Source organism: Pseudomonas cichorii (assembly GCF_003700275.1).
Lineage (GTDB): Bacteria > Pseudomonadota > Gammaproteobacteria > Pseudomonadales > Pseudomonadaceae > Aquipseudomonas > Aquipseudomonas cichorii_B.
Map to the genome: position 1 here is coordinate 94290 of NZ_RBRE01000064.1, position 19577 is coordinate 113866.

Below are 19577 nucleotides of genomic sequence, written 5' to 3' on the forward strand. Positions count from 1 at the left end.
TGTACTCCATGACGCGCTATTGAGGCTTCTCGAAAGGCTTGTCAAAGGTGATCTTCGGCTCTTTCCATGGCCCTTCGACCTTGTACTGGACGCTGGCGAAGCGCGCAACGCGATCGCCGAGCAACTTGTCCACCAGAAACAACGCCCCGCCAATCGCCGGTGCTCCGACAATCAGCGCAGCAATCGGCAGGTTGTTGGTCACCGGCAAGGTCACCAGCAGCTTGGCATCGACCCGGTCACGGACCATATCCAGCGTGCCGTTGAGCTCAAGATTGCTCGACGGGCCGGTCAGCGTAATGGGGTTGCGCGTGACGTAGACACCATCGCTGGCCACCAGCAGGCCTTTGACCCGGTCGTAACTCAGACCCTTGCCCAGCAGGTCGGAGAAATCCAGGCGCAGGCGCCGGCCGATGGAGTTGAAGTTCAGCAGACCGAATACCCGCAAGGCCTGGGCTCCGCCCTCCACTTCCACGAACTGGCCTTGACGCAAGGTGGCGTCCAGGCTGCCGGAGAAGCGCTTGAGCCCGATCCAGGCTGGCGAACCGGGCCAGCGCCCGTCGGCGTCCAGCTCGAAACTTTCACTGGTCACCGTAGGGGCAAAGCCCCAGGCTTTCAGGACATCGGCCAGATTCTTGCCACTGAGCCGGCCCTTGAACCAACTGCTGCTGGCGCCCGGCGCACCTTCCCAACTGCCATCGCCCTGCAGCGCCAGGCCCTTGAGTTCGAGATTCATGTCGGACAAACGAATGCCGGTCGCCGAAGGCCTGATCTTCAAGGCCCAGCTGCCAAGCAACTGCTCGCCCTGGAACAACTGGGCAATCCTGATATCCGTAGCCGGAATCTTGCTCGGGTCGACATCGGCCAGTGGATCGGGAGGATTTTCCACCACTGCGGCGCTCGGATCGGGAGCCGGCAAGCGCACATACAGCAGATCGATGCCAATCGGCGCGGTCTTGCTGTCGGGCAGCGTGGCTGTACCCTTGACCAGCGCACTGTCAAGGGAGAGCGCCCAGGCCGCCGCATTGCGCTGCAACTGCACGCGAACCTGATCCAGCGTCATGCCCATGGCAGTCAGCTTGCCGACCCGCAAGTCGACACTATTGAGCAGCTGTCTGGCGCTACCACCCGGATCGTTGCCCGAATAACGCTGGGCTATAGCCTGCCAGGGTGCGACATCCAGCTCGGACAGATTGCCGCGCAGACGCAAACCCTTGGTATCGGGAACGATGGCCGCACCCTGGCCGAGAAACAGTTCGCCGCGTCCGTCTGCCAGTTTGCCGCTCGGCGCCGCCAGGGCCAGGCTCGCCAACTCGCCATAGCTCGCCCCGAAACGCCTCTCGGCGCCTTGCAGCGTCATGCGAAATTCAGCGGCGCGCTCCTCTTCAGCCGTCTTGCCGAAGGGTGCGGGCAGATCGACCGCCACGCCCTTGAGTGGCGAATTGATGAGCAGGGAGCTGTCGCCTTCGTTGAGGGTAAGCTGCAGTTGATACGGTAACTCGCCAGACACCGGCAACGGCTGGCTGACTGCCAGCCATTCGGTCAGTTTTTTCAGGGTGACCTGTCCGTTTGCAACGACGCGCGTCACGTTGGCGCCGGGCTTGCCCTCGGCAAAGACTTCCGCCGTTACCGGACGCTCGAAGACCTGGGCACGAATGCCTTTTCCACTCACACCCTTGGCGCTGTCGAAACGGAAATCGCCCTTGAGCTGGGTAAGCTCCAGCACCGGGTCGGCAATTTTCAAACGCGCGCCTTCGGTACTGAAATCAACGGCGATCCTGGGTTCGCCGGTCTTAACCAGCGGGATATCCAGTTTCAGCTTGCCCTTGAGCGGCCCCTCGCCCTGCCAGCCAGCAAAGGTCTTGGCAGTGCCGATGGGCGCTTCCTGCAGGATCTTCAGGCCGTCGACCAGACTGCCGGCAAAGTCGCCATCCACCAGCAGATGGCTCGGCTGCCCGCTCGGGACATGGGGAATATTCACCAGCACGTTGCTGACCTGGGTATTGAGCAATTGCCCCTTGCTGGCCTTGACCCTTACGCCGCTGTTTTCGACATAGACCTTGCCATCCACGCCCTTGAGCGATGGCCAGCCGGGCTGGAAATCCAGGGTCGCATCATGCACATCGAAAAACAGGCTGATGACCCGGGCAGTATCCGGTGAGTTCTTGTTCAGTGAACCCTGATACTGGAAGAAACCCTGATTGACCGCGCCTCCCACGACTGCGGTGCGCAGCCATTTGTCCAGCTCGGGGCTGAGCACGGCGGGCAGGTACTTGCCGGTATAACGACCATCGCCATCGACCATACCGACCCGCAGGTCCATGTAGTCTTCCTGGTCATGGTTGAAATGCAGGCGAATCAGGAAGTCAGCCGCAATCTTGCCTTCCTCGCCCAGGACCTTGATGTAGGGCGCAATCAGGGTGAAGCCCTGATCATCGAGTTTCCAGGTCAGGCGGGCATTGGCTTTCAGGTAGTGCCAGGCATTCTTGAAGATCGGGTCCAGGTGCAGCATGAAGTCATCGGTAGCCAGGCGCAGCTCGCCCTGGCCCAGATCGCCACTGATTGCGCCGCTGACGTTACCGGCTGCCGGAGCGCCGTGATAGGCACTGAAGCCTACCTTGTCCAGATTGGCGGCAAAGCTCAGGCGCTTGTCGCCCGTTTCCTGTGGCCGGTAATCGAGCAGCACATTGCGCAGGGTGCCGGTTGCCTTGAGGTTGTTGAGCGCGGTTCTGAAACCGTCAGGCAATGGCGCAACCGCGTCGAGCAGCGGCGTGATCGGCGTCAGGTCCAGGCGGTCGGCCTGGATATGCCAGAGTTCTTCACGATCGGTTGCGGCGGCTGTCCGGGTCAGTTTCAGACGACTTTCCCAGCGATCCTTGCCCAGGCTCATGGCCAGCGAATCCAGGGTCACATCGAAGCCGGTATCACTGCGCTGGAACCAGGCATTGAGCGCCAGATTATCGATAGCCGCGGGTTTGTGCGCGGCATAACCGGTCTTGATCTGCGGTGCATTGAGGCGTGCCACGGCACACTGGACCGTGCCCTTGCCCCAGCTCAACCAGAACTCGCCACCGGCCTTGAGCGTGGGCAGCTTCCACTCACGGGTCAGGCTTTTGGGTATCCATTTGGCCCAGTCGCTCTGCGGCAGGCTCAGGTACAGATCGGCTTCGCCGTCCTTCCACTGGCTGGCCTGGACTCGCGAGCGCAGGTTCAATGCCAGTGGCTGGCCATCAGGCAGAGTCATGCGCGCATCGAGGCGCTGATGATAGCTGCCGGTCATCAGGCTGAAACTGACGTAAGTAAGGGTAAGCGGTGCCTCGTCGAAAGGCTGTAAGGTCACCTGGCTGTCGAACAACGACAGGCGCGAGACCATTTGCATCTGGTTCAGTACTTGCTCGGGATCGAGTGCGGCGTTCTCTTGCACGGGCAATCCCTGCACCGCCCACTTGCCGTCCTGATCCTGCTTGAGGATCACTTGCAGGCCGCCGACTTCCAGATGAGCGATACGCACATCCCGCTTCATCAGGCTGTCCCAGATATCCGGCAGGACCTTGACCTGATCGAGACGCAAAGCGCTGGCACCCTCGCCGAGCATGACATCGTGGGCCAGCAGTACCGGAGAAAAACCGCTCCAGCTTCCTTCCAGGCTGCCAATGCTCAATGGCATGCCCAGCGCGGCGCTGGCACGGGTTTCCACGTCGACCCGGTACTCGGCGACCATCGGCATCAACTGGCGTCCGAGACTGACATACAAAGCAGCCAGTACCAGCGCCAGCGCGCAAAGCCCCAGCCCCCAGCGAGTCAGGGCAGCAAAGAAACGGGACAGACGCTCCATATCAGAGAGTCCTCCGCAGTGAAGCCGGCCAGCCAGCGTTGCCGAGATGGACCTGGCTCAATAGTGCAGGTAGGGCCCGGTACAGGTTTTGCTCATTTACCACGCATCATTCTCGTTATAAGGGCATACGGCTCATCGGCCTGCACATCAGGCTTTCACAGCGCGAGCAACTTCAGAGCAGAACCACGTCATATTGTTCCTGCGAATACATGGTTTCTACCTGAAAACGAATGGTGCGTCCGATAAAGCTCTCCAGTTCCGCCACATTACCCGACTCTTCGTCGAGCAACCGGTCCACAACCCGCTGATTGGCCAATACACGATAGCCAAGCGCCTGATAGGCCCGGGCCTCGCGGAGGATTTCGCGGAAAATCTCGTAACAGATGGTTTCCGGGGTCTTGAGCTTGCCGCGTCCCTGACAACAGTGGCAAGGCTCGCACAGCACCTGTTCGAGACTTTCGCGGGTGCGCTTGCGGGTCATCTGCACCAGCCCCAACTCGGTGATACCGATGATGTTGGTCTTGGCGTGATCACGTTCCAGCTGTTTTTCCAGGGTGCGCAGGACCTGACGCTGATGCTCGGCATCTTCCATATCGATGAAGTCGATGATGATGATGCCGCCCAGATTGCGCAGACGCAGTTGCCGGGCAATGGCCGTCGCCGCCTCCAGGTTGGTCTTGAAGATGGTTTCTTCAAGGTTGCGATGGCCGACGAAGGCACCGGTGTTGACGTCGATGGTGCTCATCGCTTCTGCCGGGTCGACCACCAGATAGCCGCCGGACTTGAGCGGCACCTTGCGCTCCAGCGCCTTCTGGATTTCGTCTTCCACCCCGTACAGGTCAAAGATCGGCCGCTCGCCGGGATAGTGTTCCAGGCGGTCGGCAATTTCCGGCATCAGTTCGGCAACGAATTGCGTGGTTTTCTGGAAGGTTTCCCGGGAGTCGATACGAATCTTCTCGATCCGCGGGCTGACCAGATCGCGCAGGGTACGCAGCGCCAGTCCCAGGTCTTCGTAGATCACATTGGGCGGGCTGATGGTCTTGATCTGTTCGCCGATCTGATCCCACAACCGGCGCAGGTAACGGATGTCCATGAGGATTTCATCGGCACCCGCACCTTCGGCAGCTGTGCGCAGGATAAAGCCACCCGCTTCCTTGATGCCTTCGAGCGCCACACAATCGCTGACGACTTTCTTGAGCCGCTCGCGCTCGCCCTCGTCCTCGATCTTCAGGGAAATGCCCACGTGAGCCGTGCGCGGCATGTACACCAGATAACGCGACGGGATCGATAGTTGAGTGGTCAGGCGTGCGCCTTTGCTGCCAATCGGATCCTTGGTCACCTGCACGACCAGACTCTGGCCTTCGTGGACCAGCGAACTGATGCTCTCTACCGCCGGGCCTTCACGCATGGAGATTTCCGAGGCGTGAATGAATGCGGCGCGGTCCAGACCGATATCGATGAACGCCGCCTGCATGCCGGGTAACACCCGGACCACCTTGCCCTTGTAGATGTTGCCAACGATGCCGCGACGCTGGGTCCGCTCGACGTGGACCTCCTGCAGAACACCGTTTTCCACCACTGCCACCCGCGACTCCATCGGGGTGATATTGATCAGAATCTCTTCACTCATGGCTTGTCACCTTCCAGGCATTGCCAACAGGGTATGCCGAAACTGCCCAGCAGTTCTGCGGTTTCGCACAGAGGTAGCCCAACAACCCCAGAATAGCTGCCATGCAGTTCTTCGACGAAGATCGCTGCCAGGCCCTGAACCGCATAGCTTCCCGCCTTGTCCGCAGGCTCGCCGCTGGTCCAGTAGGCTTGTGCTTCGTGGGGCTGGATGGCGCGAAAGCGCACGCGACTGGCAATCACACGGGCCTCGCTACGCTGCCGGTTGACCAGTGCAATAGCCGTCAACACTTCATGCTCGCGTCCGGATAGCGCGGCCAGCATTGCCAGCGCGTCGGCCTGATCCAGCGGTTTGCCGAGAATACGGCCGTCGAGCACGACAGCCGTATCGGCACCCAGCACGCAGGCCTGGTCATCGTCCAGCAGCGCCAGGCCAGCCTCGGCCTTGCCACGCGCCAGACGCTCGACGTAGGCCGCCGGGGCTTCATTGATCAGAGGGGTTTCGTCGATTTGCGCACTCAGGGCAGTGAAAGGCACACCGATCTGGGTGAGTAATTCACGGCGGCGCGGTGAGCCAGAAGCCAGATAAAGCAAGGGCATAAGGACATCTCCGTGTCTGTGACGATGAGCGCAGCACGACGCAGTCCTGCGCTCACGCTGCGCTTAATTGATTTTCAATCGCTTGCACAACCCACGTAGCCCATAACTGACCCATGGCCACAACAAGGCGCTGACCAGCGCAGGAAGAACGAGAGCCAGTGTGGGCTGACGAGTGCCGCTCAAGGCGCTGATCCACAACTGAGCAAGCTGGGCCAGACCGAAAACCACCAGCAGCACAAGGCATTGCTGCCACATGGGGAACATGCGCAGACGCTGCTGCAAGGACATGACCAGAAAGGTGATCAGGCTCAGGATCAAGGCGTTCTGGCCCAGATAATTGCCATACAGCACGTCTTCCATCAGGCCCAGCAACCAGGCGGTGGTCATGCCGATCCGGTGCGGCAGGGCCAGGACCCAGAAGGTCAGCAGCAACGCCATCCACAGGGGACGAAAGTTCTCCATGAACTGCGGCAGCGGCGAAACGCTCAGCAACAGACCAACGGCAAATGTAAGCCAGACCACCCAGCCATTGCGCCCGGAAACATGACTAACCATCTATTCGCTCCCGAGAGGTGGAAGGTGAAGACGCCGGGGGCTGAGACGTCGCGGGCCTTGCGGCAGGTCGGGCTGGCGCCTGCTGGGTCGCCGGTGCAGCAGCCGGAGCCGAAGCGCCGTGAGCGGCTGGCCGGGCGTGACTGGTGCCGGTCGGAAACGAAGGCATCGTCGAGGCCGGCACCATCGGGAAAGCCGGAGCCAGCGGCGGAATCGTCGGCGCGACTGTCGGCTCGACACCTTTCTCGATTGATTCCTGGGCCTGCGCCGCATCGGCGGCACGCTCTTCCGGCGAACGGCCATCGGAGAACACCAGCAACAGGTAGCGGCTGCGGTTCAAGGCGGCCGTAGGAATAGCACGCACAATGGCAAATGGCTGGCCGGAATCATGGATGACTTCCTTGACCGTCGCCACCGGATAGCCCGCCGGGAAGCGCTGCCCCAGGCCGGAACTCACCAGCAGGTCGCCTTCCTTGATATCGGCGGTATCCGCCACGTGCCGCAATTCCAGTCGTTCCGGGTTACCGGTGCCACTGGCGATAGCGCGCAGGCCATTGCGGTTGACCTGTACGGGAATGCTGTGGGTGGTGTCGGTCAGCAACAGGACGCGCGAGGTATATGGCATCAGTTCGACCACCTGCCCCATCAGGCCACGGGCATCGAGCACCGGCTGGCCGAGCACCACGCCATCGCGCTCGCCCTTGTTGATGATGATGCGATGGGTGAACGGGTTGGGGTCCATACCGATCAGTTCGGCAACCTCGACCTTCTCGTTGACCAGCGCCGAAGAGTTGAGCAACTCGCGCAGGCGAACGTTCTGCTCGGTCAGCGCCGCCAGCTTTTGCAGGCGACCTTGCAGGAGCAGGGCTTCGGTCTTGAGTTTTTCATTTTCGGCGATCAGCTCGGTGCGACTGCCGAACTGGCTGGCAACGCCCTGAAACATGCGCTGTGGCAGATCGACGATCCAGTAGGCCTGCATCAATACCATCGACATCTGGCTGCGCACTGGCTTGAGCAGCGTGAAGCGTGCGTCAACCACCATCAATGCGACCGACAGCACGACCAGCACCAGCAGACGTACGCCCAGCGACGGGCCTTTTGCGAAAAGCGGTTTAATAGGCCGCTCCTCCCGGACGTGCGATCAAAGGATCGAGCTTCAATTGGCTGTTATTCATGCGGTATGGAACCGGCCTGGACAGATGAGAGAAATAGGCACCTTGTTTCGGCGTCAGCCTAACGCATACAGGTAGCACAAGCGCTACCTGCATACAAAAGACTCATGAACAGCACCCCGGCGAATTACTCGCTGGAGAGCAGATCCATGGTGTGCTTATCCATCATTTCCAGCGCACGGCCACCACCACGCGCCACACAGGTCAGCGGGTCTTCGGCAACGATGACCGGCAGACCGGTTTCCTGGGCCAGCAGCTTGTCCAGGTCACGCAGCAGTGCGCCGCCACCGGTCAGTACCAGGCCACGCTCGGCGATATCGGAAGCCAGTTCCGGCGGAGACTGTTCCAGAGCGCTCTTGACGGCCTGGACGATGGTCGCCAGAGACTCCTGAAGTGCTTCGAGCACTTCATTGGAGTTGAGGGTAAAGGCACGTGGAACGCCTTCGGCCAGGTTACGGCCGCGCACGTCGACTTCACGGACTTCGCCGCCCGGATAGGCAGTACCGATTTCCTGCTTGATGCGCTCGGCGGTGGATTCACCGATCAGGCTGCCGTAGTTGCGACGCACGTAAGTGATGATCGCTTCGTCGAAGCGGTCGCCGCCGACACGTACGGATTCGGCATAGACCACGCCGTTGAGCGAGATCAAGGCGATTTCAGTGGTACCACCACCGATATCGACGACCATCGAACCACGAGCTTCCTCAACCGGCAGACCGGCACCGATGGCAGCAGCCATTGGCTCTTCGATCAGGAACACTTCACGGGCACCTGCGCCCAGAGCCGATTCGCGAATGGCGCGGCGCTCGACCTGGGTGGACTTGCACGGAACGCAGATCAGCACACGAGGGCTGGGCTGCAGAAAGCTGTTTTCGTGAACCTTGTTGATGAAATACTGCAGCATCTTTTCGCACACGCTGAAATCGGCAATAACGCCGTCTTTCATCGGACGAATGGCTGCGATGTTGCCTGGAGTACGGCCCAGCATACGTTTGGCTTCGGTACCGACAGCCACGACACTCTTCTGATTGCCATGAGTACGAATTGCAACTACAGAAGGCTCATTCAGAACGATACCGCGCTCACGCACGTAAATAAGGGTGTTGGCAGTGCCCAGGTCGATGGAAAGATCACTGGAAAACATGCCACGCAGTTTCTTGAACATGGGATATGGGACCCTAGGGAACGCGTGGGTAAAAAAGTGCGGCAAACTCTAACAACGACAGGGATTTTGGGCAAGGAGCCAATATGTTAAATTGGCGGTTTTCTGAACACGCCCCCCGACGTTTGCGGCTTTATGACCATACAAACGCGGTGGTGTTCCGCAATTTGCTGATAGAGCCGATTCGTCAGCATTCCACTGGAGATACCCCATGGCGCTTGAACGCTCCGACGTGGAAAAGATCGCCCATCTGGCCCGATTGGGGCTTGATGACGCCGATATCCCGCGTACTACCGAAGCACTTAACAGCATTCTTGGGCTGGTCGATCAGATGCAAGCGGTCGATACCACCGGCATCGAGCCGCTGGCTCACCCGCTGGAAGCCTCCCAGCGCCTGCGCGAAGACGCCGTTACCGAGCACAATCGTCGCGACACTTACCAAGCCATCGCACCAGCGGTCCAGGACGGACTTTACCTGGTTCCGAAAGTCATCGAGTAAGGGAAAGAGCCTGCATGCATCAAATGACTCTGGCCGAGATCGCCCGCGGACTCGCCGATAAAAAGTTTTCTTCCGAAGAGCTGACCCGTGTCCTGCTGGCGCGCATCGCGCAACTCGACCCTCAGCTCAACAGCTTCATCACCCTGACCGAAGACCTGGCCATCACCCAGGCCCAGGCCGCCGACGCACGCCGCGCTGCCGGTGAAAACGGCGCCCTGCTGGGCGCGCCGCTGGCGCACAAGGACCTGTTCTGCACCCAGGGCATCCGCACCAGTTGCGCCTCGCGCATGCTCGACAACTTCAAGGCGCCCTATGACGCCACCGTGGTTGCCCGCCTGGCTGCCGCTGGCACCGTGACACTTGGCAAGACCAACATGGACGAATTCGCCATGGGTTCGGCCAACGAGTCCAGCTATTACGGCGCGGTGAAAAACCCGTGGGCCCTGGAGCACGTGCCCGGCGGTTCATCCGGCGGCTCGGCGGCTGCCGTTGCGGCGCGCCTGCTGCCGGCGGCGACCGGCACCGATACTGGCGGTTCGATTCGCCAGCCTGCGGCACTGACCAACCTCACCGGCCTGAAACCGACCTACGGTCGCGTTTCGCGCTGGGGCATGATCGCCTATGCATCCAGCCTCGATCAGGCAGGCCCGATGGCCCGCACCGCAGAAGACTGCGCCCTGCTGCTGCAAGGCATGGCCGGCTTCGATCCGCAGGACTCCACCAGCATCGATGAGCCAGTGCCGGATTACTCCGCCAGCCTCAACACCTCGCTCAAGGGCCTGCGCATCGGTGTGCCGAAGGAATACTTCAGCGCCGGCCTCGACCCGCGCATCGCGCAACTGGTGCACGAAAGCGTCAAGGAGCTGGAAAGGCTCGGCGCAATCGTCAAGGAAATCAGCCTGCCGAACAATCAGCACGCGATTGCGGCCTATTACGTCATCGCCCCGGCAGAAGCGTCGTCCAACCTGTCGCGTTTCGACGGTGTGCGCTTCGGCTATCGCTGCGAAGAGCCCAAGGATCTGACCGACCTGTACAAGCGCTCCCGTGCCGAAGGCTTCGGCCCTGAAGTACAGCGCCGCATCATGGTCGGCGCCTACGCGCTGTCGGCCGGCTACTACGACGCCTACTACCTGCAGGCTCAGAAGATTCGCCGCCTGATCAAGAATGACTTCATGAACGCTTTCGCCGAAGTCGACGTGATTCTCGGCCCGACCACGCCAAACCCGGCCTGGAAGATCGGCGCCAAGAACAACGATCCGGTCGCAGCCTATCTGGAAGACTTCTACACCATCACCGCCAACCTCGCGGGTCTGCCGGGCCTGTCCATGCCTGCCGGCTTCGTCGATGGTCTGCCGGTCGGTGTGCAATTGCTTGCCCCGTATTTCCAGGAAGGCCGCCTGCTCAACGTCGCGCACCAGTATCAGCAAGTCACTGACTGGCATACCCGCGCCCCTGAAGGCTTCTGAGGAGAACAATTACATGCAATGGGAAGTCGTCATCGGGCTGGAGATTCACACCCAGCTTTCGACCCAGTCGAAGATTTTCTCCGGCAGCGCCACTACGTTCGGCTCCGAGCCGAACACTCAGGCCAGCCTCGTCGATCTGGGCATGCCGGGCGTATTGCCGGTACTCAACAAAGAAGCCGTGCGCATGGCCGTGATGTTCGGTCTGGCGGTGGATGCCGAGATCGGCCAGCACAACGTGTTCGCCCGCAAGAACTACTTCTACCCGGACCTGCCAAAGGGCTACCAGATCAGCCAGATGGAATTGCCCATCGTGGGTAAAGGGCATCTGGATATCACGCTGGAAGACGGCACGGTCAAGCGCGTCGGCATCACCCGCGCGCACCTGGAAGAAGATGCGGGCAAGAGCCTGCACGAAGACTACAGCGGCATGACCGGTATCGACCTCAACCGTGCTGGCACTCCGCTGCTGGAAATCGTCTCCGAGCCGGACATGCGCAGCGCCAAGGAAGCCGTGGCTTACGTCAAGGCGATCCACGCGCTGGTTCGTTACCTCGGCATCTGCGACGGCAACATGGCCGAAGGTTCGCTGCGTTGCGACTGCAACGTTTCGATCCGGCCAAAAGGCCAGGTCGAGTTCGGCACCCGCTGCGAGATCAAGAACGTCAACTCGTTCCGCTTCATCGAGAAGGCGATCAACAGCGAGATCCAGCGCCAGATCGACCTGATCGAAGACGGCGGCAAGGTCATCCAGCAGACTCGCCTGTACGACCCGAACACCAACGAAACCCGCGCCATGCGCAGCAAGGAGGAAGCCAACGACTACCGTTACTTCCCCGATCCGGACCTGTTGCCGGTGATCATCGAAGACTCGTTCCTCGACGCCACCCGCGCCACCCTGCCGGAGTTGCCACCGCAGAAACGCGAACGCTTCCAGAGCCAGTTCGCTTTGTCGGCGTACGACGCCAGCGTGCTGGCCTCCAGCCGCGAGCAGGCCGACTACTTCGAGCAGGTGGTCAGCATCAGTGGCGACGCCAAGCTGGCAGCCAACTGGGTCATGGTCGAGCTGGGCAGCCTGCTGAACAAGCAAGGCCTGGAAATCGAAGAGTCGCCGGTCAGCGCCGAGCAATTGGGCGGCATGCTCAAGCGCATCACCGACAACACCATTTCCGGCAAGATCGCCAAAACTATTCTTGAGGCGATGGCAGACGGTGAAGCAGTAATACATGGAGAGGGAAGCGCTGATGAAATTATTGAGCGGCGCGGCCTGAAACAGGTCACCGACAGCGGTGCCATCGAGTCGATGCTCGACGAGATGCTTGCGGCCAATGCCGAGCAGGTCGAACAGTACCGCGCCGCAGACGAAGCCAAGCGTGGCAAGATGTTCGGTTTCTTCGTCGGTCAGGCGATGAAAGCCTCCAAAGGCAAGGCCAACCCGCAGCAAGTGAACGAACTGCTGAAGGCCAAGCTCGAAGGCTAAACGCAAAAAACCTGTAAGAGAGGATTCATCCGCGAAGTCTGTTCAGCAGCCTTTTCGCGAATGAATTCGCTCCTGCGGGTTGCCCCTGACACAGCGGCAGGGGCTTGCCCGCGACCAGGCAAAACGGTATTTACAATGATCCAACAGGCATCACAGGACTTGACCCATGCGCCGACTTCTCACTGCCTGCTCCCTGCTGACTCTACTGGCCGGTTGCGCCAGTCATGACATTGATCCCCACGGCTACGACGAAACCGGTCGCGCGTCCTATTACGGCGCCCGGCATCACGGTAAACGCACCGCCAGTGGCGAACCCTTCAATCAGAATGCCTTGACGGCAGCCCATCGCGAATTGCCGTTTGGCACCCGGGTCAAAGTCACCAACCTGGATAACGACAAGAGCGTCGTCCTGCGCATCAACGATCGTGGCCCTCACATACGTGGAAGGCTGATCGACGTATCACGCGAGGCCGCCGAACAACTGGGCATGCTGCGCAGCGGCACCGCGCCAGTGCGTGTCCAGGGCCTCGACTGAGGACAGCCTAATTATCCAGCTATCGACCCTTCCCGCCCCCGCACTCATCCAGTTAGTAAGTGGCCTTTTACTGCTGCTGATGGGCGCCGAACTGTCGGTACGCGCCGCGATACGCCTGGCCTCCATCCTGCGGATTCGCCCGCTGATCATCGGCCTGACCGTGGTCGCACTGGGCAGCAGCGCACCCCAGATGGCCGTCAGCCTGCAGGCCGCCTTCTCGGACAGCATCGACATTGCCGTGGGCAGTGTCATCGGCAGCAATATCTTCAATGTATTGGTGACACTGGGCCTGTGCGCCTTGATCATTCCGCTGCGCGTCGCCCGCCAGGTGCTGCGGATCGATATCCCGCTGATGATCGGGGCCAGCCTGCTGGTGATTGGCCTGAGCTGGAACGGCGAGTTCAGCAAGCTCGATGGCGTATTGCTGCTAGGCGCGATGCTGACCTGCCTGTTTATCGTTCTGCGCCAGGCCAGCCATGGCGCACGTCACGGCCACACCAATACCAAGGAAAAACCTCACACGTTCACCTGCATCGCCATGCTGACAAGCGGCTTGCTGTTACTGTCGCTTGGCGGTCATTTGCTGGTAAACGCCGCGGTGGTGGTCGCGATCAATCTGGGGCTGTCCGAACGCATCATCGGCCTGACACTGATCGCCATCGTCACCTCGCTGCCTGCGCTGATGACCTCGCTGATCGCAGCCCTGCGCGGCGAGCGGGATATCGCGGTGGGCAATGTGATCGGCAGTAACCTGTTCAACCTGCTGGGCGTGCTGGGCGTGACAGCCCTGGCCTCCCCCGTGCCCTTGTCGATCTCGCCCAACGCACTGGTCTTCGATCTGCCGATCATGCTCGGCGTCGCCGTGTTGTGCCTGCCGCTGTTTTACGCCGGCTATCGCATCACTCGCCTTGAAGGGCTGCTGCTATTGGCGTTGTATCTGACCTACGGCCTGCATATCGTGTCGTTCAGCACCGGCATGTTGATGGCCGAAAGGCTTGAGCACCTGATGTTCCAGTTCATCCTGCCGCTGCTGGGGATTGCGGTTGCCTTTGGCATCGTGAAAGCCTGGCGGCGCCAACATTGATCCAAGGGGAAAGGCCATGACAGACAAGACAATCGGCAACGGCGAACAGATACGCCGCCAGGTGATGGGCGATGTCTACGTTGATCGAGCACTGGATAACGCCACCGACTTCAGTCGACCGCTGCAGGAATTCATCAACGAACATGCCTGGGGCAACGTCTGGCGCCGCGAAGGCCTGGACCTGAAAACCCGCAGCCTGATTACCCTGGCGACCCTCACCGCCCTCAAGTGCTCGCAGGAACTCAAGGGCCATGTGCGCGGCGCTCTGAACAACGGCTGCAGCGTGGACGAGATACGTGAAGCCCTGTTGCATTGCGCGGTCTATGCCGGCGTGCCAGCGGCTATCGAAGCGTTTCGCGCGGCGCAGGAAGTGATCGATACCTACCAGAAAGCCGACTAGATCCAGCCGCCCCACTGCAACAGGAAAATACCGATATTGGTCGTCACCGCCGCTGCCAGGGTGGTGATGACAATGATCGCGGCAGCCAGCTCGTAATTGCCATTGGCGGTACGGGCCATGATGTAGCTGGCGGCGGCTGTCGGGCTGCCGAAGTACAGGAACAGAATCCCCAGCTCCGCACCACGGAAGCCCACCAGCCAGGCGGCAAAGGTGCAGATCAGCGGCAGCCAGACCATTTTCACCAGGCTGGCGCTGATCGCCAGCTTGCCACTTTTACGCAAGGACGCCAGCGACAGCGTGCCGCCAATACAGATCAGCGCCAGCGGCAAGGTCATCTGCGCCAGATAGCTGCCGGAGGTTTCCAGCCACTTGGGCAGGCCGATGCTGAACCAGGCAAAGGGTGACGCGACAATGACGCTGATGATCAACGGATTGGCCAGTACGCTTTTGAACACACTCCACGGATCGGACTTGATGACCGGGCTGTAGACCGCCAGGACGATGGTCGACAAGGTGTTGTAGAAAACGATGACCAGCGCAGCGAGAATCGCTCCCAGCGAAATGCCATATGCACCATACATACTGGCCGCCAGCGCCAGGCCGACCACGCCGTTATTGCCCCGAAACGCGCCCTGAACATACACCCCGCGCTCTTCACGCGGGCAACGCCAGATCGCCCAACCCCACGTAGCCAAAAAGCTCAACAGCGTGGCCAGGCCGAAGAAAATCAGCAGCTTTGGCTGCAGGGCCTCGGACAGATCAGCATGAATGATCCCCAGAAACAGCAGAGCCGGCATGGTGACATTGAACACCAGCCCCGACGCCACGACGATGAACCCATCGTTGATCGCATGAATACGTTTGAGGATGACACCCAGAAACAACATGGCGAACACAGGCGCGGTGATGTTCAGGGTTTCAAGAAAAATAGCCAGCATGCCGCAGACCCGGTCCTGTGGTTAGGTGACCTCATCATAAGCCAGCCGGGAGCAAGGTGTTGCAAGGAATTTCAGCTCTTCACACCGCTGTCGCCCACAGGTCTGGATTAGTGCCCGGCCTCTTGTGGGCACTGAAGTAGGAACTGCCAGCTTCCTGTGAGAGACAGCTGGCTGGCGACGACACATACAGTCAAACCATAAACTCCTGAAGAATATCTCCAGAAAGTAGATTCGGCGTCTCTACCCGACAAGAAAAGGGCAAGGGAATGCCTGAAAAACCACACTCACAAAATTTGCGTAAAGGCCGCTTCTCTGTAACAGGACAACTCTATCTGGTGACTGCAACCACGCTCGCTCGGAAACCGGTATTTACGGATTGGCTTCTCGGTCGCCTGCTCGTGAATGAGCTAAGACATGCCCATGAAATGGAACTTGTTCACTCACTGGCCTGGGTCGTAATGCCTGATCACTTACATTGGCTATTTGAATTACGCACAGACTCACTGCCGCGAGTCATGCAGAGGGTCAAATCCAGAAGCACAATAGCCTTGAACAAAGCCAGCAAGCGCACAGGCCGACTTTGGCAAGATGGATATCACGATAGAGCCATACGACGGGAGAAGGATATCCTTGTCGTTGCGCGCTACATCGTTGCAAATCCTGAGCGGGCAGGCTTGGTCAATAACATTCGGGAATATTCGCTCTGGGATGCTGTATGGATTTAGTGGTGCCTGAACTTCAGTCGTCGCCAGCAAGCTGCCTCCCACAGGGTGACTTCAGTGCCCACAGGAAGTTGGGCACTCATCCAGACCTGTGGGAGGCAGCTTGCTGGCGACAGCGCGCTAGGTCACTGGCTGCAGCCTCCTCTCAAACACCGACACCCCATCCAGGTCCCGCAAGGTCACGGTCATTTCTGCGCTTTGCCCATCGATGTTTACCTCGCCGAAAAACTGAAATCCGGCAAAGGGTGAGGTGTTCTGGGCGGGCGGGGCCTTCTGGAAGACCAGTTCCGGGCCAAAGGTCTTGTCCAGCGGGTTGGGACCGAAGCTGCCTGCATTGAGCGGTCCGGCGACGAATTCCCAGAACGGGTCGAAATCCTGGAACACGGCACGCTCCGGCTGATAGTGATGCGCCGCGCAGTAATGCACATCGGCGGTCAGCCAGACGCAATCCCGGATCTTTTGTGCGCGCATGAACGCCAGCAGTTCCGCCACTTCCAGTTCACGGCCCAGAGCCGGGCCATCGTTGCCGTTGGCAATCGCTTCCCAGCGCGCCACACCCGGGCTGACTTCGCCGTCCGGTACGCCAAGGCCGATGGGCATGTCGGCGGCGATGACTTTCCATTGAGCATTCGAGGCCTTGAGTTCGCGCTTGAGCCAGTCCAGTTGCTCACGACCCAGGAAGGCGGTGGTCGGTCCCGGTTTGTCGGCCAGGTTGGCGTCGTTGCCATCGCGATAGCTGCGCATGTCCAGCACGAATACATCGAGCATCGGCCCATAGGGAATCTTGCGGTAGATACGCCCGCCGTTATCGGCCTGCTGCAAGCGCATCGGCGCATATTCAAGAAAGGCCTGCCGACCGCGCGCCGCCAGCAGCTGGATATCCTTGACCTTGTAGCGGTCATCCAGTTGCTTGCTGGGCGACCAGTTGTTGGTGACTTCGTGGTCGTCCCACTGCCAGATCTGCGGCACCTCGGCATTGAAGCGGCGCAGGTTCTCATCCATCAGGTTGTAGCGGTAGTTGCCGCGATACTCGTCGAGGGTTTCCGCGACCTTGCTCTTCGCTTCGCTGGTGATGTTGCGCCAGATGCGCCCGCCTTCGGTGGTGATCTGCTCGGGAATCGGGCCGTCGGCGTAGATGGTGTCGCCACTGTGGATGAAGAAGTCCGGCAAGCGCAGACGCATGGCTTCATAGATACGCATGCCACCAATGTCCGGGTTGATGCCAAAGCCCTGGCCAACCGTGTCGCCGCTCCACACGAAACGGATGTCGCGACGCTGTTGCGGCATGCTGCGCAAATGGCCGAACCAGGGTTCGCTGGCGACACCCGACTGGGCGTCCTCGAAATGCACTCGGTAGAAAATCGCCTGATCGACAGGCAAGCCACTCAGTTCGACCCGGGCCGTGAAGTCGGTGCGTTGATCGGCCAGGGCCGACACCAGCCGCCGCGGGTTGGTGAACATGCTGCGGGTATCCCACTCGACCACCATCCGTGAAGGCCGGTCGCTGCGGCTCCAGACCATCGCCCGATCACCCAGCAGATCTCCGGACTGCACGCCGTCGGTCATTTTCGGACGATCCTGCACCGAAGCGATGACCGCGGGCGCCAGTCCTGGCAACAGGAAACCGGCACCGACAGCCTGAATCACACGGCGACGCTTGAGATCGAACTGGCTCATGGTTAACCCCTTTCGGAAAGGAAAGGGGAAACCTAGCAGGCCAATGTTGGAAGCATGTGACAGCCACTCGACAAACCCTGCTGAGTGTTTCAGGCCTTGGCGGTTGCCAGTTCCATCTCCACGACTTCGGGGCGCTTGAGCACTGCATAGATCACACCCGTCGCCACGCTACCCACGACAATCGCCAGCAGATACAGCAAGGCATGGTTGATCGCATTGGGGATCAGCATCACGAACAGGCCGCCATGCGGGGCCATCAGTTTGCAGCCGAAGTACATCGACAGCGCACCGGTCAATGCACCACCGATCACGCTGGCGGGAATCACCCGCAGCGGGTCCTTGGCGGCAAACGGGATCGCACCTTCGGAAATGAAGCACAGCCCCAGTACGAACGCGGCCTTGCCTGCCTCGCGCTCGCTCTGCGCGAACTTGCGGCGGGCGAGGATCGTGGCGATGCCCATACCGATCGGCGGCACCATGCCCGCAGCCATCGCCGCGGCCATGGGCGCATAACTCTGCGAAGCCAGCAAGCCCACGGAAAACGCATAGGAAGCCTTGTTGATCGGGCCACCAAGATCCACGCACATCATTGCCCCGAGTAATACGCCCAGCAGAATCGCGTTGGTGGTGCCCATGCTGTCCAGAAAGGTGGTCAGGCTGGCGAGCATGCCTGCAACCGGTTTGCCGACGACGTAGATCATCACCAGACCGGTGAACAGGCTCGACAGCAGCGGGATGATCAAGATCGGCTTGAGCGCTTCGACACTGGCTGGCAGGCGTGCATAACGGTTGATCAACAAGGCACTGTAACCGGCCAGGAAGCCGGCCACGATACCGCCAATGAAACCCGCGCCCAGGGTGCTGGCCAACAGACCACCGATCATTCCGGGTGCCAGGCCGGGACGGTCTGCGATGGAGTAGGCAATGTAACCGGCCAGCAACGGCACCATCAGCTTGAATGCCGCCTCGCCGCCAATCTGCATCAAGGCCGCCGCCAGGGTGCCCTGCTCTTCAAAAGCCTTGATACCGAACACGAACGACAAGGCAATCAACAGTCCGCCCGCCACCACCATCGGCAGCATGAACGACACACCGGTCAGCAAGTGCTTGTAGACCCCGGTACCCTCTTTCTTGGCTGGAGCTTGAGCCGTACTGCCTGCCGACTCGACCTGCCCTTCTGCCAGGGCTTTTTTCAGGGTCGCTTCGGACTGCTTGAGGGCGATGCCGGTGCCACAGCGATAGATTTTCTTGCCGGCAAAGCGGTCGGTGTTGACCTCGATATCCGTCGCCAGCAACACCACATCGGCGTCGGCAATCGCCTGGGGGCTGAGCGGGTTGCGCGCTCCGACCGAACCCTGGGTTTCCACCTGCAGGTCATAGTCAAGGCGCTTGGCCGCCTGCTGAATGGCCTCGGCGGCCATGAAGGTGTGCGCTACGCCAGTCGGGCAAGCCGTAATCGCGACGATGCGCGGCTGACCACCGGAACCGGCAGATGTAGCCGCGTCATCAGCCACAGGCGCGGCATAGACTTGAGCCTGTTCGGCGGCGCACTTCAGGAAACTGTCCACATCCTGCAGGGCATGGGCAGGCGTGTCCTGGAACAGACGCTTGCCGGCGAAACGGCTCAGGTCCAGCGGACCGGTGTTGACCACCAGCACCAGTTCGGCCGCTTCGATATCAAGGGCCGAAAGATGCTGTTCGGGCTTGTTCGGGTCCACAACTTCGACACTGGTTTCCCAACCCTGACGCTGTGCTGCCGCGTCGAGCAAGCGGGCACTGAGGACGCTGCTGACCTTGCCGTTCGGGCAGGCCGTTACAATGGCTAACTTCATCAC

16 protein-coding genes are annotated in these 19577 nt (G+C 60.4%); 7 read left to right on the forward strand and 9 right to left on the reverse strand.

Going from position 1 to position 19577, the window contains the following annotated elements; all coding sequences use genetic code 11:
* Positions 1 to 16: 16 nt before the first annotated feature.
* From ALQ04_RS18005 to mreB, 6 genes are all read right to left on the reverse strand, one after another.
* Positions 17 to 3832, reverse strand: a complete 3816-nt coding sequence (locus ALQ04_RS18005; protein WP_122317099.1) for a YhdP family protein — start codon at positions 3830 to 3832, stop codon at positions 17 to 19.
* Between the two features lie 172 nt (positions 3833 to 4004).
* Positions 4005 to 5462 carry a ribonuclease G gene (rng, locus tag ALQ04_RS18010; RefSeq protein WP_122317100.1) on the reverse strand — a complete coding sequence of 486 codons (1458 nt, stop codon included), beginning with the start codon at positions 5460 to 5462 and terminating at the stop codon, positions 4005 to 4007.
* Positions 5459 to 6058 (reverse strand): nucleoside triphosphate pyrophosphatase, encoded by a 600-nt coding sequence (locus ALQ04_RS18015; RefSeq protein ID WP_122317101.1) that lies wholly within the window; start codon positions 6056 to 6058, stop codon positions 5459 to 5461. The genes rng and ALQ04_RS18015 overlap by 4 nt, the downstream gene beginning before the upstream one ends.
* Before the next feature lie 63 nt (positions 6059 to 6121).
* Complete coding sequence (gene mreD / locus ALQ04_RS18020; protein WP_122317102.1) at positions 6122 to 6613, reverse strand: rod shape-determining protein MreD; 492 nt, start codon at positions 6611 to 6613, stop codon at positions 6122 to 6124.
* Positions 6606 to 7679 (reverse strand): rod shape-determining protein MreC, encoded by a 1074-nt coding sequence (gene mreC / locus ALQ04_RS18025; RefSeq protein ID WP_409077272.1) that lies wholly within the window; start codon positions 7677 to 7679, stop codon positions 6606 to 6608. Before mreC ends, mreD begins: the two co-directional genes overlap by 8 nt.
* A 230-nt stretch (positions 7680 to 7909) precedes the next feature.
* Positions 7910 to 8947, reverse strand: coding sequence for a rod shape-determining protein MreB (mreB, locus tag ALQ04_RS18030; protein WP_002555108.1), 1038 nt, complete (start codon positions 8945 to 8947; stop codon positions 7910 to 7912).
* 208 nt (positions 8948 to 9155) lie between these two features.
* Between mreB and gatC the strand changes: the two genes are divergently transcribed.
* The 6 genes from gatC to ALQ04_RS18060 all read left to right on the forward strand — a co-directional run bounded on the left by gatC (position 9156) and on the right by ALQ04_RS18060 (position 14405).
* The gene (gene gatC / locus ALQ04_RS18035) at positions 9156 to 9443 is read left to right on the forward strand and encodes an Asp-tRNA(Asn)/Glu-tRNA(Gln) amidotransferase subunit GatC (protein ID WP_025261797.1); all 288 of its coding nucleotides are present in this window, start codon (positions 9156 to 9158) and stop codon (positions 9441 to 9443) included.
* Positions 9444 to 9457: 14 nt separating this feature from the next.
* Positions 9458 to 10909 carry an Asp-tRNA(Asn)/Glu-tRNA(Gln) amidotransferase subunit GatA gene (gatA, locus tag ALQ04_RS18040; RefSeq protein WP_122317104.1) on the forward strand — a complete coding sequence of 484 codons (1452 nt, stop codon included), beginning with the start codon at positions 9458 to 9460 and terminating at the stop codon, positions 10907 to 10909.
* Between the two features lie 13 nt (positions 10910 to 10922).
* Entirely contained in the window at positions 10923 to 12386 is a 1464-nt protein-coding gene (gene gatB / locus ALQ04_RS18045; RefSeq protein WP_122317105.1) for an Asp-tRNA(Asn)/Glu-tRNA(Gln) amidotransferase subunit GatB, read from the forward strand.
* Between the two features lie 166 nt (positions 12387 to 12552).
* Complete coding sequence (locus ALQ04_RS18050; protein WP_122317106.1) at positions 12553 to 12921, forward strand: septal ring lytic transglycosylase RlpA family protein; 369 nt, start codon at positions 12553 to 12555, stop codon at positions 12919 to 12921.
* A 79-nt stretch (positions 12922 to 13000) separates the two neighbouring features.
* Entirely contained in the window at positions 13001 to 14005 is a 1005-nt protein-coding gene (locus tag ALQ04_RS18055; RefSeq protein WP_122317107.1) for a calcium/sodium antiporter, read from the forward strand.
* A 16-nt stretch (positions 14006 to 14021) separates the two neighbouring features.
* Complete coding sequence (locus ALQ04_RS18060; RefSeq protein ID WP_122317108.1) at positions 14022 to 14405, forward strand: carboxymuconolactone decarboxylase family protein; 384 nt, start codon at positions 14022 to 14024, stop codon at positions 14403 to 14405.
* On the opposite strand, the gene ALQ04_RS18065 is transcribed toward ALQ04_RS18060, so the two are convergent.
* Positions 14402 to 15343: an AEC family transporter gene (locus ALQ04_RS18065; RefSeq protein ID WP_122317109.1), complete on the reverse strand. Its 942-nt coding sequence runs from the start codon at positions 15341 to 15343 to the stop codon at positions 14402 to 14404. The two genes, ALQ04_RS18060 and ALQ04_RS18065, sit on opposite strands and share 4 nt — an antisense overlap.
* A gap of 266 nt (positions 15344 to 15609) precedes the next feature.
* Between ALQ04_RS18065 and ALQ04_RS18070 the strand changes: the two genes are divergently transcribed.
* Entirely contained in the window at positions 15610 to 16068 is a 459-nt protein-coding gene (locus ALQ04_RS18070) for an REP-associated tyrosine transposase (protein ID WP_122317110.1), read from the forward strand.
* A gap of 117 nt (positions 16069 to 16185) precedes the next feature.
* Here the strand turns inward: ALQ04_RS18070 and ALQ04_RS18075 are convergent, their stop codons facing one another.
* Positions 16186 to 17742 carry an alkaline phosphatase gene (locus tag ALQ04_RS18075; protein ID WP_122317111.1) on the reverse strand — a complete coding sequence of 519 codons (1557 nt, stop codon included), beginning with the start codon at positions 17740 to 17742 and terminating at the stop codon, positions 16186 to 16188.
* A gap of 89 nt (positions 17743 to 17831) precedes the next feature.
* Complete coding sequence (locus tag ALQ04_RS18080; protein WP_122317112.1) at positions 17832 to 19574, reverse strand: PTS fructose-like transporter subunit IIB; 1743 nt, start codon at positions 19572 to 19574, stop codon at positions 17832 to 17834.
* Between the last annotated feature and the right edge of the window lie 3 nt (positions 19575 to 19577).